The organism is Mycolicibacterium sp. XJ1819, assembly GCF_053483675.1.
Genome location: NZ_JBEFST010000001.1, coordinates 211,041 through 224,653 on the forward strand (window position 1 = coordinate 211,041; position 13,613 = coordinate 224,653).

12 protein-coding genes are annotated in these 13,613 nt (G+C 68.0%); 6 read left to right on the forward strand and 6 right to left on the reverse strand.

Going from position 1 to position 13,613, the window contains the following annotated elements:
- Position 1: 1 nt before the first annotated feature.
- The 3 genes from kstR2 to ipdE1 are packed head-to-tail and all read right to left on the reverse strand — an operon-like array spanning position 2 to position 2,531.
- Positions 2-595 (reverse strand): TetR family transcriptional regulator KstR2, encoded by a 594-nt coding sequence (kstR2, locus tag ABQE89_RS01025; RefSeq protein ID WP_448413217.1) that lies wholly within the window; start codon positions 593-595, stop codon positions 2-4.
- Complete coding sequence (ipdF, locus tag ABQE89_RS01030) at positions 592-1,386, reverse strand: (5R,7aS)-5-hydroxy-7a-methyl-1-oxo-2,3,5,6,7,7a-hexahydro-1H-indene-carboxyl-CoA reductase (RefSeq protein ID WP_448413219.1); 795 nt, start codon at positions 1,384-1,386, stop codon at positions 592-594. The genes kstR2 and ipdF overlap by 4 nt, the downstream gene beginning before the upstream one ends.
- Positions 1,383-2,531 (reverse strand): acyl-CoA dehydrogenase IpdE1, encoded by a 1,149-nt coding sequence (ipdE1, locus tag ABQE89_RS01035; protein WP_448413221.1) that lies wholly within the window; start codon positions 2,529-2,531, stop codon positions 1,383-1,385. Before ipdE1 ends, ipdF begins: the two co-directional genes overlap by 4 nt.
- Before the next feature lie 47 nt (positions 2,532-2,578).
- On the opposite strand from ipdE1, the gene fadD3 reads away from it, so the two are divergent.
- From fadD3 to ABQE89_RS01065, 6 genes are read left to right on the forward strand one after another with little or no spacing between them, the layout of a single operon-like run.
- Complete coding sequence (gene fadD3 / locus ABQE89_RS01040; protein WP_448413223.1) at positions 2,579-4,123, forward strand: 3-((3aS,4S,7aS)-7a-methyl-1,5-dioxo-octahydro-1H-inden-4-yl)propanoate--CoA ligase FadD3; 1,545 nt, start codon at positions 2,579-2,581, stop codon at positions 4,121-4,123.
- Entirely contained in the window at positions 4,123-5,256 is a 1,134-nt protein-coding gene (locus ABQE89_RS01045; RefSeq protein ID WP_448413225.1) for an acyl-CoA dehydrogenase family protein, read from the forward strand. Before fadD3 ends, ABQE89_RS01045 begins: the two co-directional genes overlap by 1 nt.
- On the forward strand, positions 5,253-6,209 hold the full coding sequence (locus ABQE89_RS01050) for an acyl-CoA dehydrogenase family protein (protein WP_448413227.1): 957 nt from the start codon (positions 5,253-5,255) through the stop codon (positions 6,207-6,209). Before ABQE89_RS01045 ends, ABQE89_RS01050 begins: the two co-directional genes overlap by 4 nt.
- On the forward strand, positions 6,206-7,147 hold the full coding sequence (gene ipdE2, locus ABQE89_RS01055) for an acyl-CoA dehydrogenase IpdE2 (RefSeq protein ID WP_448413229.1): 942 nt from the start codon (positions 6,206-6,208) through the stop codon (positions 7,145-7,147). Before ABQE89_RS01050 ends, ipdE2 begins: the two co-directional genes overlap by 4 nt.
- Positions 7,148-7,156: 9 nt before the next feature.
- Positions 7,157-8,314: a pyridoxal phosphate-dependent aminotransferase gene (locus tag ABQE89_RS01060; RefSeq protein ID WP_448413231.1), complete on the forward strand. Its 1,158-nt coding sequence runs from the start codon at positions 7,157-7,159 to the stop codon at positions 8,312-8,314.
- Between the two features lie 37 nt (positions 8,315-8,351).
- Positions 8,352-9,632, forward strand: coding sequence for an HNH endonuclease (locus ABQE89_RS01065; RefSeq protein ID WP_448413233.1), 1,281 nt, complete (start codon positions 8,352-8,354; stop codon positions 9,630-9,632).
- On the opposite strand, the gene ABQE89_RS01070 is transcribed toward ABQE89_RS01065, so the two are convergent.
- From ABQE89_RS01070 to ABQE89_RS01080, 3 genes are read right to left on the reverse strand one after another with little or no spacing between them, the layout of a single operon-like run.
- Positions 9,613-11,514: an acetoacetate--CoA ligase gene (locus ABQE89_RS01070; RefSeq protein WP_448413235.1), complete on the reverse strand. Its 1,902-nt coding sequence runs from the start codon at positions 11,512-11,514 to the stop codon at positions 9,613-9,615. The two genes, ABQE89_RS01065 and ABQE89_RS01070, sit on opposite strands and share 20 nt — an antisense overlap.
- Positions 11,511-12,257: a 3-hydroxybutyrate dehydrogenase gene (locus tag ABQE89_RS01075; RefSeq protein ID WP_448413237.1), complete on the reverse strand. Its 747-nt coding sequence runs from the start codon at positions 12,255-12,257 to the stop codon at positions 11,511-11,513. Before ABQE89_RS01075 ends, ABQE89_RS01070 begins: the two co-directional genes overlap by 4 nt.
- A complete protein-coding gene (locus ABQE89_RS01080) occupies positions 12,254-13,600 on the reverse strand; it encodes an MFS transporter (protein ID WP_448413239.1) in 1,347 nt (448 codons plus the stop codon). The genes ABQE89_RS01075 and ABQE89_RS01080 overlap by 4 nt, the downstream gene beginning before the upstream one ends.
- Positions 13,601-13,613 lie beyond the last annotated feature (13 nt).

Sequence of the window (13,613 nt, forward strand, 5' to 3'; positions counted from 1 at the left end):
TTCAGTCCTTCTCTCTTGTGATTCCACCGAGAACTATTGAAAGATATTGTCTGCCGACCTGTTCGGCGGTGAGCGGACCACCGGGTTGATACCAGCGCACCGACACCCAGGTGGTGTCACGGATGAACCGGTAGACCAGGTCGACGTCGATGTCGGGCCGGAAGTAACCCTCCTCGATGCCCTGGTTGAGCAGGTCCAACCACATCTTGCGCTGCTCTTTGTTGCGTTGCTCCACATAGGAGAACCGCTGCTGCCCCGCCAATCGCTTGGCCTCGTCCTGGTAGATCACGACCTGGGCGTGGCGGTGCTCGATCGCCTCGAACGACGTCATGAACAATCCCTCGAGCCGCTCCAGCGGATTGGCCTCGGTGTTCACGATCTCCTGGTAGCGGGTGAACAACCAGTCCAGAAACCCGCGCAGCAGTTCGTCGACCATCTCCTCCTTGGAGGAGAAGTGGTGATACAGGCTGCCCGACAGGATGCCCGCGGAGTCGGCGATGTCGCGCACCGTGGTGGCGCGCAGGCCACGCTCGGCGAACATCACCGCGGCGAGCTCGAGAAGCTCGTCCCTCCTACTCACGGGCTGCTCGGTCATGGGTGCTGACTCGACACCGATATCACTTCTCCAGTCAGGTAACTGGAGTAGTCACTGGCAAGGAACGCGATCGTGGCGGCCACCTCCCACGGTTCGGCCGCCCGGCCGAATGCCTCGCCTTCCGAGAGCCGGTCCAGCAGATCCGCGCTGCTGGTCTTCTCGAGGAACTTGTGACGGGCGATGCTGGGCGACACCGCGTTGATCCGCACACCGTGCTCGACGGCCTCGATCGCGCTGCACCGGGTCAACGCCATCACCCCGGCCTTGGCGGCCGCGTAGTGCGATTGCGAATGCTGTGCGCGCCACCCCAACACGCTGGCGTTGTTGACGATCACCCCGCCATGGCCGGCCTCGCGGAAATAGCGCAGCGCCGCGCGGGTGGCACGCATCACCGACGTCAGGGTCACGTTCAGCACGCGGTCCCATTCCTCGTCGGTCATGTCGATCACGGGGGTCTGGCCGCCGAGACCGGCGTTGTTCACCAACACATCCAAACGCCCCATCCGGGCGGTGGTCGATGCGATCAGGGCGTCTACCTGCGCGGTGGATGTCACGTCGCAGACCACGCTTTCCACCCGGCCCAGGCCGAGTTCTGTGAGTTGGTCGCGGGTTTCGCCCAGACGCCGCTCGTGGTGGTCAGAGACGACGACGTCGGCGCCCTCCATCAGTGCGCGCCGCGCCACCGCAGACCCGATGCCGGTGCCCGCGGCGGCCGTCACGACGACGACCTTGCCGGCCAGAAGACCGTGTCCGTCAATCTCTTTCGGGGCTACAGAAAGATTTTTCGTCACCCTTTTGGTTCCCTCGGTAGGCCGAGCACCCGCTCGGCGATGATGTTGCGCTGAATTTCGTTGGATCCGCCGTAGATGGTGTCGGCCCGCGAGAACAGGTACAGCCGCTGCCATTCGTCGAAGTCGCCGTCGGTCAGCGTCAGACCTTCGGAGCCGAGCACATCCATTGCGATCTCGCCGAGCTCGCGATGCCAGTTGGCCCACAACAACTTCGACACGTTGTCTTGACCGGGCTGTTCTTCACCCATGGTGGCCAGCGCGTAGGACCGCATCGTCCGCAGCCCCACCCATGACCGGGTCAGCCGTTCCCGGATCAGCGGATCGTCAGCCGCACCAGTGCGTTTGGCCAACTCCGCCACGCCGGACAGCTCGCGGGCGTACTCGATCTGCTGACCCAGCGTCGACACCCCACGCTCGAATGTCAAGGTGCCCATGGCCACCCGCCAGCCGTCACCGGGTTCGCCGACCACCAGCGAGGCCTCGGTGCGGGCGTCGTCGAAGAACACCTCGTTGAATTCCGAGTCACCGGTCAGCTGGACGATGGGCCGCACCTCGACACCGGGCTGGTCCAGCGGCACCAGCAGATAGGACAGGCCCGCATGGCGTTTGGAGCCCTTCTCGGTGCGCGCGACCACGAAGCACCACTGCGCCCAGTGTGCCAGCGACGTCCAGACCTTCTGTCCGTTGATCACCCACTGATCCCCGTCGAGTTCGGCGGACGTCGACACGTTGGCGAGGTCGCTGCCCGCGCCCGGCTCCGAATAGCCCTGGCACCACAGCTCGGTGACATCGCGGATCTTGGGAAGGAACCGCTTCTGCTGCTCGGGCGTGCCGTAGGCGATCAGCGTCGGCCCGAGCAGTTCCTCGCCGAAGTGGTTGACCTTCGCGGGCGCGTTCGCCAGCGCGTACTCCTCGTAGAACGCCACCCGATGCGCGACCGACAGGCCTCGGCCGCCGTGCTCCTGGGGCCACCCCAGGCACGTGTACCCCGCGGCGGCCAGATGCCGGTTCCACGCCAGACGTTCCTCGAACGCGACGTTGTCGTGGCCCGGCCCGCCGAGGCCCTTGAGTGCGGCGTACTCGCCGACCAGGTTGGCGGCCAGCCAGTCGCGGACCTCGGCCCGGAACTCCTCGACCTCAATCACCCTTGTAGGCTAACCTACCAAGCACTTGCTTTGTTGAGGGAGCGTCGATGAGTACGGATCCAAGGACCATTCCCCAGGTCTTGGACCACAGCGCCGACCGATTCGCAGGACATCCGGCGCTGGTCACCGACGATCGGACGTTCACGTTCACCCAATTGCGCGACGAGGTGCGCGTCGCCGCCGCGGCGATGATCGAGCTGGGCGTCGACGCCGGCGACCGGGTCGCGATCTGGTCACCCAACACGTGGCACTGGGTGGTGGCCTGCCTGGCCACCCACTACGCGGGTGGGGTCGTGGTGCCGCTCAACACCCGCTACACGGTCCGCGAGGCGGCCGACGTCATCGAGCGCACGAACGCGCCCCTGCTGGTGGCCGCGGGCGAGTTCCTCGGCACCGACAAGACCGCCGACCTCGACCGTGACGCGCTGCCGCGGTTGCGCCACATCGTGCGGGTGCCGGTCGATCGCGCCGAGACCGGCGACGGTTCGTGGGATTCGTTCATGGCCCGCGGCCGCGACACCGCCGCGGCCCAGGCGCGGGCCGCGGCCGTCACACCCGACGACGTCTCCGACATCCTGTTCACCTCCGGCACCACCGGCCGCAGCAAGGGCGTGCTGTGCGCGCACCGGCAGTCGCTGGCGGGATCCGCAGCGTGGGCCGAGTGTGGCCAGCTCACCAGCGCCGACCGCTACCTGTGCATCAACCCGTTCTTCCACAACTTCGGCTACAAGGCCGGCATCCTGGCCTGCCTGCAGACCGGCGCGACGTTGATTCCCCAGTTGACCTTCGACGCCGAGCAGGCCATGCGGGCCGTGCAGGAGCACCGCATCACCGTGCTGCCCGGGCCCCCGACGATCTATCAGGTGCTGCTGGATCACCCCCGCCGGGCCGACTACGACCTGAGCTCGCTGCGGTTCGCGGTCACCGGCGCCGCGACCATCCCGGTCGTGCTGATCGAACGCATGCGGTCCGAACTGGACATCGACATCGTGCTCACCGCATACGGTCTCACCGAGGCCAACGGCTTCGGCACGATGTGTCGCGCCGACGACGACGCGGTGACCATCGCCACCACCTCCGGACGCCCGATCGCCGACTTCGAACTGCGTATCGACGACCCTTCCGACGACGGCACCGGCGAAGTGCTGCTGCGCGGGCCCACCGTCATGCTCGGCTATCTCGACGACCCCGAGGCCACCGCCGCGACCGTCGACGCCGACGGCTGGCTGCACACCGGCGACATCGGGAAGGTCGACGAGAACGGCAATCTGCAGATCACCGACCGGCTCAAGGACATGTACATCTGCGGCGGGTTCAACGTCTATCCCGCAGAGGTCGAGCAGGTGCTGGCCCGACTGGACGGGGTCGCCGAATCCGCGGTGATCGGCGTCCCCGACGAGCGACTCGGCGAGGTCGGCAAGGCGTTCGTGGTGGCCAGGCCCGGTGCCACTCTGGACGAGCAGACCGTGATCGCCTACACCCGTGAGCATCTGGCGAACTTCAAGGTGCCACGGTCGGTAGAGTTTCTCGACGTGCTGCCCCGCAACGCGGGTGGCAAGGTGGTCAAGCCGCTTCTGAGAGAAAGAGTTTGATGGATCTCAATTTCGACGACACCACCTTGGAATTTCAGGCCGAGGTGCGCGAATTCCTCGCCGCGAACCGGAATTCGTTCCCGACGAAGTCCTATGACACCGCCGAGGGGTTCGAGCAGCACCGGCGCTGGGACCGGATCCTCTATGACGCCGGGCTGTCGGTGATCACCTGGCCGCGCAAGTACGGCGGGCGAGACGCGTCGCTGCTGCAATGGGTGGTGTACGAGGAGGAGTACTTCCGCGCCGGCGCACCGGGCCGGGCCAGCGCCAACGGCACGTCGATGTTGGCGCCGACGTTGTTCGCGCACGGCACCGAAGAACAGCTGGACCGCGTCCTGCCGAAGATGGCCACCGGCGAGGAGATCTGGGCGCAGGCGTGGTCGGAGCCGGAGTCCGGCAGCGATCTGGCGTCGTTGCGGTCCACCGCCACCAGGACCGAGGGTGGCTGGCTGCTCAACGGCCAGAAGATCTGGAGTTCCCGCGCGCCGTTCGGCGAGCGGGCTTTCGGGCTGTTTCGCTCCGATCCGGCCGCCGAACGCCACCGTGGGCTGACCTACTTCATGTTCGACCTGAAGGCCGACGGAATCACCGTGCGGCCCATCGCCCAACTCGGCGGTGACACCGGCTTCGGCGAGATCTTCCTCGACGACGTGTTCGTCCCCGACCACGACGTCATCGGCGAGGTGCACGACGGGTGGCGCGCGGCGATGAGCACGTCGAGCAACGAACGCGGTATGTCGCTGCGCAGCCCGGCACGCTTCCTGGCGCCGGCGGAACGACTTGTCGCGCAATGGAAACAGAACCCGGATCCCGCCTATGCCGACCGTGTTGCCGACGCGTGGATCAAGGCGCAGGCCTACCGCCTGCACACGTTCGGCACCGTGACCCGGGTGGCCGCGGGCGGTGAGCTGGGCGCCGAGTCGTCGGTGACCAAGGTGTTCTGGTCGGATCTCGACGTCGCACTGCACCAGACTGCGCTGGACCTGCTCGGCCCCGACGCGGAGCTGCACAACGACTGGACCGACGGGCTGCTGTTCGCCCTGGGCGGTCCGATCTATGCGGGTACCAACGAGATTCAGCGCAATATCATCGCCGAGCGGCTGCTGGGCCTGCCTAGGGAGAAGGCCAAGTGAGATTCGAGATCGACGAGCAGCAGCGCGATTTCGCGGCCAGCATCGATGCCGCGCTTGGCTCCGCCGATCTGCCCGCCGCGGTGCGGGCCTGGTCGCAGGGTGACACCACACCGGGCCGCAAGGTGTGGGCCCAGCTGGCCGAACTCGGCGTCACGGCCCTGGCCGTTCCCGAGCGGTTCGACGGCATCGACGCCCATCCCGTCGACGTGGTGGTGGCAATGGAGCGGCTCGGCCGCTGGTGTGTGCCCGGCCCGGTCACCGAGTCCATTGCGGTGGCACCGATTCTGCTCGCCGGCGACGAGCGGGCAGGCGCGCTGGCGTCCGGCGAGCTGATCGCCACGGTCGCGATGCCCCCGCAGGTGCCCCGGGCCGTGGACGCCGACACCGCCGGCCTGGTCCTGCTGGCCGATCCGGACGGAGTGACCGAAGGCGCGGCGGGTGAGCGGCACGACTCCGTGGACCCGAGCCGAAAGCTGTTCGACGTCACCGCATCCGGCGACCGGGCGGCGGCGGATGTCGCGCGCGCATACGAGATGGGCGTGCTGGCCACGGCCGCGCAGTTGGTGGGCGCCGGGCAGGCGATGCTGGACATGTCGGTCGAATACGCCAAGCAGCGACACCAGTTCGGCCGCGCGATCGGCACGTATCAGGCGATCAAGCACAAGCTCGCCGACGTGCACATCGCGATCGAGTTGGCCCGGCCGCTGGTCTACGGCGCGGCGCTGTCGGTGGCCGACGGTGCGCCCGAGATCGCGCGTGACGTCAGCGCCGCCAAGGTCGCCGCGGGCGAGGCCGCGCTGCTGGCGGCGCGCTCGTCGCTGCAGACCCACGGCGCCATCGGCTTCACCCAGGAGCACGACCTGTCGCTGTGGCTGCTGCGGGTGCAGGCGCTTCGGTCGGCGTGGGGCGATTCGACGGCACACCGGCGACGGGTATTGGAGGCGCTGTCGTGACCGAAGAGCGCAACCTGCTGCGCCAGACCGTCGCGTCGCTGGTCGAAAAGCACGCCTCGCCGGAGGCGGTGCGCGCGGCGATGGCTTCGGAGCGCGGCTACGACGAGTCGCTGTGGAAGCTGTTGTGCGAGCAGGTCGGTGCGGCAGCCCTGCTGGTGCCCGAGGAGATGGGCGGTGCGGGCGGGGGACTCGCCGACGCCGCCGTCGTGCTCGAGGAACTCGGCAAGGCGCTGGTGCCCACCCCGCTGCTGGGCACCACGTTGGCCGTGGCCGCGCTGCTGGCCGCCGACGAGCCGGACACCGGCGCTCTCGAGGCGCTCGCGGAGGGCGTATCGATCGGCGCCGTGGTGTTCGACGCCGACTACGTCGTCAACGGCGATGTCGCCGACGTGGTAGTTGCCGTCGACGGTGATCGGATCAGCCGGTGGACCGAGTTCAGCGCGCAGCGCCTCGACGGCATGGACCCGACGCGGCGACTGGCGCGGGTGACACCGGGGCAGGCCACCGACATCGGCGCCGATCCGGGACTGGCCGACACGGCGGCGCTGCTACTGGCCGCCGAGCAGGTCGGCGCTGCGACCCGCTGCCTCGAGTTGACGGTGGCCTACACCAAGGACCGGGTGCAGTTCGGCAGGTCGATCGGCAGCTTCCAGGCGCTCAAGCACCGGATGGCCGATCTGTACGTTTCGGTGCAGTCCGCGCGGGCCGTCGTCGACGAGGCGGTCGCGCAGCCCTCGGCGACCTCGGCCGCACTGGCGAGGGTGTCGGCCAGCGAGGCGCTGTCCAAGGTGGCCGCGGAGGCGATCCAGTTGCACGGCGGCATCGCGATCACCTGGGAAAGCGACATTCAGCTGTACTTCAAGCGCGCACACGGCAGCGCACAGCTGCTCGGGCCACCGCGTGAGCATCTGCGTCGGCTCGAGTCCGAGGTGCTCTAGCCTGGCCGGATGAGCCGGATATCCCTGCGCGCGGGCATTCCGCCGTTCTACGTGATGGATGTGTGGCTGGCCGCCGCCGAGCGTCAGCGCAGTCACGGTGATCTGGTGAACCTCTCGGCGGGTCAGCCCAGCGCCGGGGCGCCCACGCCGGTGCGCGACGCGGCGGTCGACGCGCTGCAGCGCAACCAGCTCGGCTACTCGGTGGCACTGGGCATCCCCGAACTCCGCGGCGCGATCGCCGAGTCCTACGCCGACCGGTACGGCATCGCGGTCGACGCCGACGAGGTGGTGCTGACCACCGGCTCCAGCGGCGGTTTCCTGTTGACGTTTCTGGCCTGCTTCGACGTCGGCGACCGGGTGGCGATCGCCAGCCCCGGATATCCGTGTTACCGCAACATCCTCTCGGCGCTGGACTGCGAGGTCGTCGAGATCGCCTGCGGCCCGGAGACCCGCTTCCAGCCGACCGCGCAGATGCTGGCCGAGCTCGATCCGCCCGTGCAAGGCGTGATCGTCGCGAGCCCGGCCAACCCGACCGGGACCGTGATACCGCCCGAAGAGCTCGCGTCGATCGCGTCGTGGTGCGCGGACACCGGGGTGCGGCTGATCAGCGACGAGGTCTACCACGGGCTGGTCTACCCGGGCGCCCCGGAAACCAGCTGCGCGTGGCAGACGTCGCGGGATGCGGTGGTGGTCAACAGCTTCTCGAAATATTTCGCGATGACGGGGTGGCGGCTGGGCTGGCTGCTGGTGCCCAAGGAACTGCTACGCGCGGTGGACTGTTTGACCGGCAACTTCACGATATGCCCGCCGGTGCTGGCCCAGTACGCCGCGGTGGCCGCGTTCACCCCGGACGCCGTCGCCGAGTCGGACGCCCTGCTGCACCACTACGCGGCCAACCGCCGGCTGCTGCTCGACGGGCTGCGGGACATCGGCATCGACCGGGTGGCCCCCACCGACGGCGCGTTCTACGTCTACGCCGACGTGTCGCATCTGACCACCGACTCGCTGTCGTTCTGCTCGAAGCTGTTGGCGGACACCGGCGTCGCGATCGCGCCCGGTATCGACTTCGACACCGTGCGGGGCGGGTCGTTTGTGCGGCTGTCGTTCGCCGGGCCGACGAGCGATATCACCGAGGCGCTGCGGCGGATCGGCGCCTGGCTGTCCTGAGAGGGACTTGTCGGAGGGTCCCTGTAGCGTCGGGACTATGTTCGAAAGGTTGTTCGACGTCGACCCCGAGGCGGGCGAGGCTTGCCTGCGGGAGCAGGTCGAACGCCTGGAGAACCTCAAGGCCGCCGCGGCCGCAGCACAGGCCCGCGCGACGGCGGCGTGGAAGGCCAAACGGTATGCGGCCGAAGAAGCTGCGGGCGTGCCGGCGCGCAAGCGTGGACGTGGGCTCGCGACCGAGGTCGCACTGGCCCGTCGCGATGCCCCGGTACAGGGCGGTCGGCACCTCGGCTTCGCCAGCGCGCTGGTGGACGAGATGCCTCACACGCTCGCGGCGTTGGAGTGTGCAGCGCTGTCGGAATGGCGGGCCACCCTGATCGTGCGCGAGTCGGCGTGCTTGTGTGTCGAGGACCGCCGCCGCCTCGACGAGCGCATGTGCGCCGACGTGACCAAGCTCGACGGGTGGGGTGACAAGCGGATCGCCGCCGAAGCCAAACGAATCGCCTGCGACCTCGACGTCGGCGCGGTGGTGGATCGCAGCGCCAAGGCCCCCGCGGACCGACGGGTGGGCGTCCGCCCGGCGCCTGACTCGATGGTGTGGGTGAGCGCGCTGCTGCCCGTCGGGCAGGGAGTGAGCGTCTATGCCGCGCTGAAATGCGCCGCCGACACCACTTTCGACGACCGCTCGCGCGACCAGATCATGGCCGACACGTTGGTGGAGCGGGTCACCGGACGCCCGGCCGAACAACCGGTGGACGTCAACGTGAACCTGGTGATGGCCGACACCACTCTGATGGGCGACGACGATGCGCCCGCATGGCTCGACGGTTACGGACCCCTACCGAGCGCGATCGCGAGAGGGCTGACCGGGGACGCGGTCGCCGATGCGGACGCAAAGGCGGTGCTGCGCCGGCTGTACCGTCACCCGCGCAGCGGACAACTCGTGGCGATGGAGTCCAAAGCGCGCGCCTTCCCGAAAGGGTTGGCCGCCTTCATCGGAGTCCGCGACCAGACGTGTCGCACGCCCTACTGCAACGCGGAGATACGTCACCGCGACCACGCTGTGCCTAGGCACCGCGGCGGTCCGACGAGCGCATCGAATGGCCTGGGCGAGTGCGAGGCCTGCAACTACGCCAAGGAGGCACCCGGCTGGTCGGTGGCGACCAAGGAATGCGACGGCGAGCACATTGCCGAGTTCACGACGCCCACCAACGCCACCTACCGATCGCTGGCCCCGCCGCTGCCCGGCCCGCCCGTGCGAACCACGAGCCTGATCGAGGGCGGGCTCAGCATCGAGCTGGTCAGGTTCGACGCTGCTTGACGTACCAGTCGAGCAGGTCGGGATCGTCGACGGCGCTGCGCTCGACGACTTTCGCGGCGTCGCCGCCCTGGAGCAGCTTCTTCACGGGCACCTCGAGCTTCTTGCCCGTGCGGGTGTGCGGAACGCCGGGGGCGACGATGATCTCGTCGGGAACGTGCCGCGGCGACACCTCGTCCCGGATGGTCTTGTTGATGCGGTCGCGGAGTTCGTCGGTGAGTTCTGCCCCTTCGGCCAGCACCACGAACAACGGCATCCAGTAGCCGCCGTCGGGTTGATCGACGCCGATCACCATGGACTCGGCGATCTCGGGCAAGCGTTCCACCGCCTGGTAGATGTCGGCGCTGCCCATCCGGATGCCGTGCCGGTTCAGCGTCGAGTCCGACCGCCCGTGCACGATGACGCTGCCGTGGTCGGTGATCGTGATCCAGTCCCCGTGCCGCCACACACCGGGGTAGGTCTCGAAATAGGCGCTGCGGTAGCGGGATCCGTCCGCATCGTTCCAGAACCTGACCGGCATGGACGGCATGGGTTTGGTGATGACGAGTTCCCCGACTTCGTCGCGGACCGGGTTGCCCGCCTCATCCCAGGCGTCCAATGCGACACCGAGGTAGGGCGCCGACAGTTCTCCGGGCCATACCGGCACGGTGGGCACCCCGCCGATGAAGGCCGAGACCACGTCGGTGCCGCCGCTGATCGACGACACCTGGACCCGCTCACCGACGTTGTCGCGCAGCCACAGCGACGTCGACGGCGGCAACGACGACCCGGTGATGCCGACGGTGCGCAACGCCGACAGGTCGTGATCCCGCCGCGGCACCGCACCCGCCTTGGCGCACCCGAGCACGTACGCGGGACTGGTGCCCAGCACCGTCGCCTGGATTTGGGCGGCGAGGTGCCACAGCGTGTCCGGCTGGGGGTGGTTCGGGCTGCCCGAGTAGCACACAATCGTCGCCCCCACCAGCAGCCCGGCGATCTGGAAGTTCCACATCATCCAGCTCGGGCTGGTGTACCAGAAGAAGGTGTCGTCAGCACCGATGTCACATTGCAGGGCAACGGCTTTGAGATGCTCGAGCACGACACCGCCGTGTCCGTGCACGATGCCCTTGGGCTTGCCCGTGGTTCCCGACGAGTACAGGATCCACAGCGGGTGGCCGAAGTCAACGGGCACGGTGTCCAGCCGCGCGTCGGAGGTTTCGGTCAGCTCCGAGGCCAGCACCGTGGCGCGCAGCGTCGGCAACCCCGCCCGCAGCGCCTCGACGTCGTCGCGCTTGTCATGGGACTTGCCGCCGAAGCGGTAGCCCTCCGCGGTCACCAGCACGACCGGTTCGAGTTGACCCAGCCGATCCAGCGCGGCCTTGGCGGAGTAGTCCTGGCCGCAGGCACTCCAGATCGCTCCGACGCTCGCGGTCGCCAGGAAGGCGATCACGGCCTCGGGGATGTTCGGCAGATAGCCGACGACCCGATCGCCCGGCCCCACCCCGTGCGCCCGCAACCGGGCGGCGAACGCCGATGTGCGGCCCAGCAGTTCGGCCCACGAGATCTCGGTCACGGCGCCGCCTTCGGCGATATCGAGGATGGCCGGCCGGTCGGTGCGGGCGTTGCGAATGATCTGATTGACGTAGTTGAGCCGGGTACCCGGGAACCACTGCGCGCCGGGCATTTCCTCGCCGACCAGAACCGTATCCGGCCGGTTCCCGAGGTCGAAGTAGTCCCACAGCGCCGCCCAGAACCCCTCGAGGTCGTCGATCGACCACTGCCACAGCGACCGGTAGTCGTCGACGGTCACCCCGTGGCGTTCGCCGACGAACCGCGCGAAATCGGTCACCCGGGCACCGGCCACGTCCTCGGGCGTCGGCTCCCACTGCGCCTCGGCGTTCGTCATCGCGCGCTCCACCCGCCGTCCATCGTGTACGTCGCGCCGGTCACCATGCCTGCCGTCGGCGACACGAGCCAACTGACCACAGAAGCCACCTCTTCGGGTTCAACCAATCGCTTGATCGCGCTCTCCTTGAGAAGAATGTCCGTCACCACCTGATCCTCCGGAATGTCGTGCACCTTGGCCTGATCGGCGATCTGCTTGGTGACCAACGGCGTTCGCACGTACCCCGGGTTGACGCAATTGCTCGTCACGTTGTGGGTGGCGCCCTCCAGCGCGGTCACCTTCGACAAGCCTTCCATGCCGTGCTTGGCGGTGACGTAGGCGACCTTGTACTCGGACGCCCTGATGCCGTGCACCGAAGAGATGTTGACGATCCGGCCGAAGCTGCGGTCGTACATGTGCGGCAGCGCGGCGCGGATGAGCAGAAACGGAGCTTCCACCATCAGCGCCATCATCAGCCGGAAGCGATCGGGCGGAAACTCGGCGATGGGGCTGACGTGCTGCACGCCTGCATTGTTGACCAGGATGTCGGTCTCCAGCCGCACATCCTCCAGGGCGTTGACGTCGGAAAGGTCGACCACCCAGGCCTTCCCACCTATGTCGTCGGCGACGGCGTGTGCGCCCGCCTCGTCGAGATCGGCCACGGTCACTCCTGCCCCGCATGACGCGAGTTCACGTGCGCAGGCCGCGCCGATCCCGCTCGCACCGCCGGTGACCAGCGCCGTACGGCCCGTCAGATCGGTCATCCGGCTCCGGCCTTCGCGAGCTGCTCGCGGTCGGCGTCGTCGATGGTCTTGAGGTCGATTCCGTTGGTCTCCCGGGTCACCCACGCCGCGGCCAGCGTGATCACTGCAGCGCCGGCGAGGTACAACGCGATGGGCACTGATGAGCTGAACCTGTCGAGCAGCCAGGTGGCGATGGCAGGCGCCAGCGACCCCGCGAAGATCGCGGTCACCTGATAGCCAAGCGACACACCGGAATAGCGCATGCGGGTGGGGAACATCTCGGCCATGATCGCCGGCTGGGGTGCATACATCAGCGAGTGGATGACCAGGCCGAGGATGATCGCGGCCGTGATGACCAGATAGTTCGCGGTGTTCATCATCGGGAAGGCGTAAAAGCCCCAGGTGCCCGCGGCGACCGCGCCGACGATGTACACCGGTCGGCGCCCGAACCGGTCGGAGAGCCTGCCCACCTGCGGGATCACCACGAAATGCACGGCGTGCGCGGCCAGCAGGTACCACAGGATGTCGCTGGTGTCGGTGCCGACATGGGTCTTGAGGTAGACGATGGAGAACGTCACGACGAGGTAGTACATGATGTTCTCCGCGAAGCGCAGTCCCATCGCGGTGAAAACGCCACGCGGATAACGCCTCAGCACCTCGACGACGCCGTAGGACACGGCCTTGGCCCGTTCGACCTCCTGCGCGGCCTCCACGAAGATCGGCGCGTCGGAGACCTTGGTGCGGATGTAGTACCCGATCAGCACCACCACCGCCGACAGCCAGAACGCGATGCGCCATCCCCACGACAAGAACGCGGCATCCGACATCGTCGCTGTCAGCACCAGCAGGACCACGGTGGCCAGCATGTTGCCGACCGGCACCGCCGCCTGGGGCCAACTCGCCCAGAAGCCGCGCTCGCGGTCGGGGCTGTGCTCGGCGACCAATAACACCGCGCCACCCCATTCGCCCCCGACGGCGAAGCCCTGCAGGAAGCGCAGCACCACCAGCAGCACCGGTGCCCAGACCCCGATCTGGCCGTATGTCGGCAGACAACCCATCAGGAAGGTGACCGCGCCGACGAGCAGGATCGCGAACTGGAGCAGCTTCTTACGGCCGTACTTGTCGCCGAAGTGTCCGAAGACCACGCCGCCGAGAGGGCGCGCCACGAAGCCCACCGCATAGGTCAACAAGGCGGCGATGATCGCGTTGGCCTCGTCGGTGCCCTGGGCGAAGAAGACCTTGTTGAACACCAAGGTGGCCGCGGTGGCGTAGAGGAAGAACTCGTACCACTCGACGACGGTGCCCGCCATCGACGCGACGACCACCCGCTTCAGGCCGGTGGGTACCGGGCCGGATTCGCTCATTTGAGTGAGTATT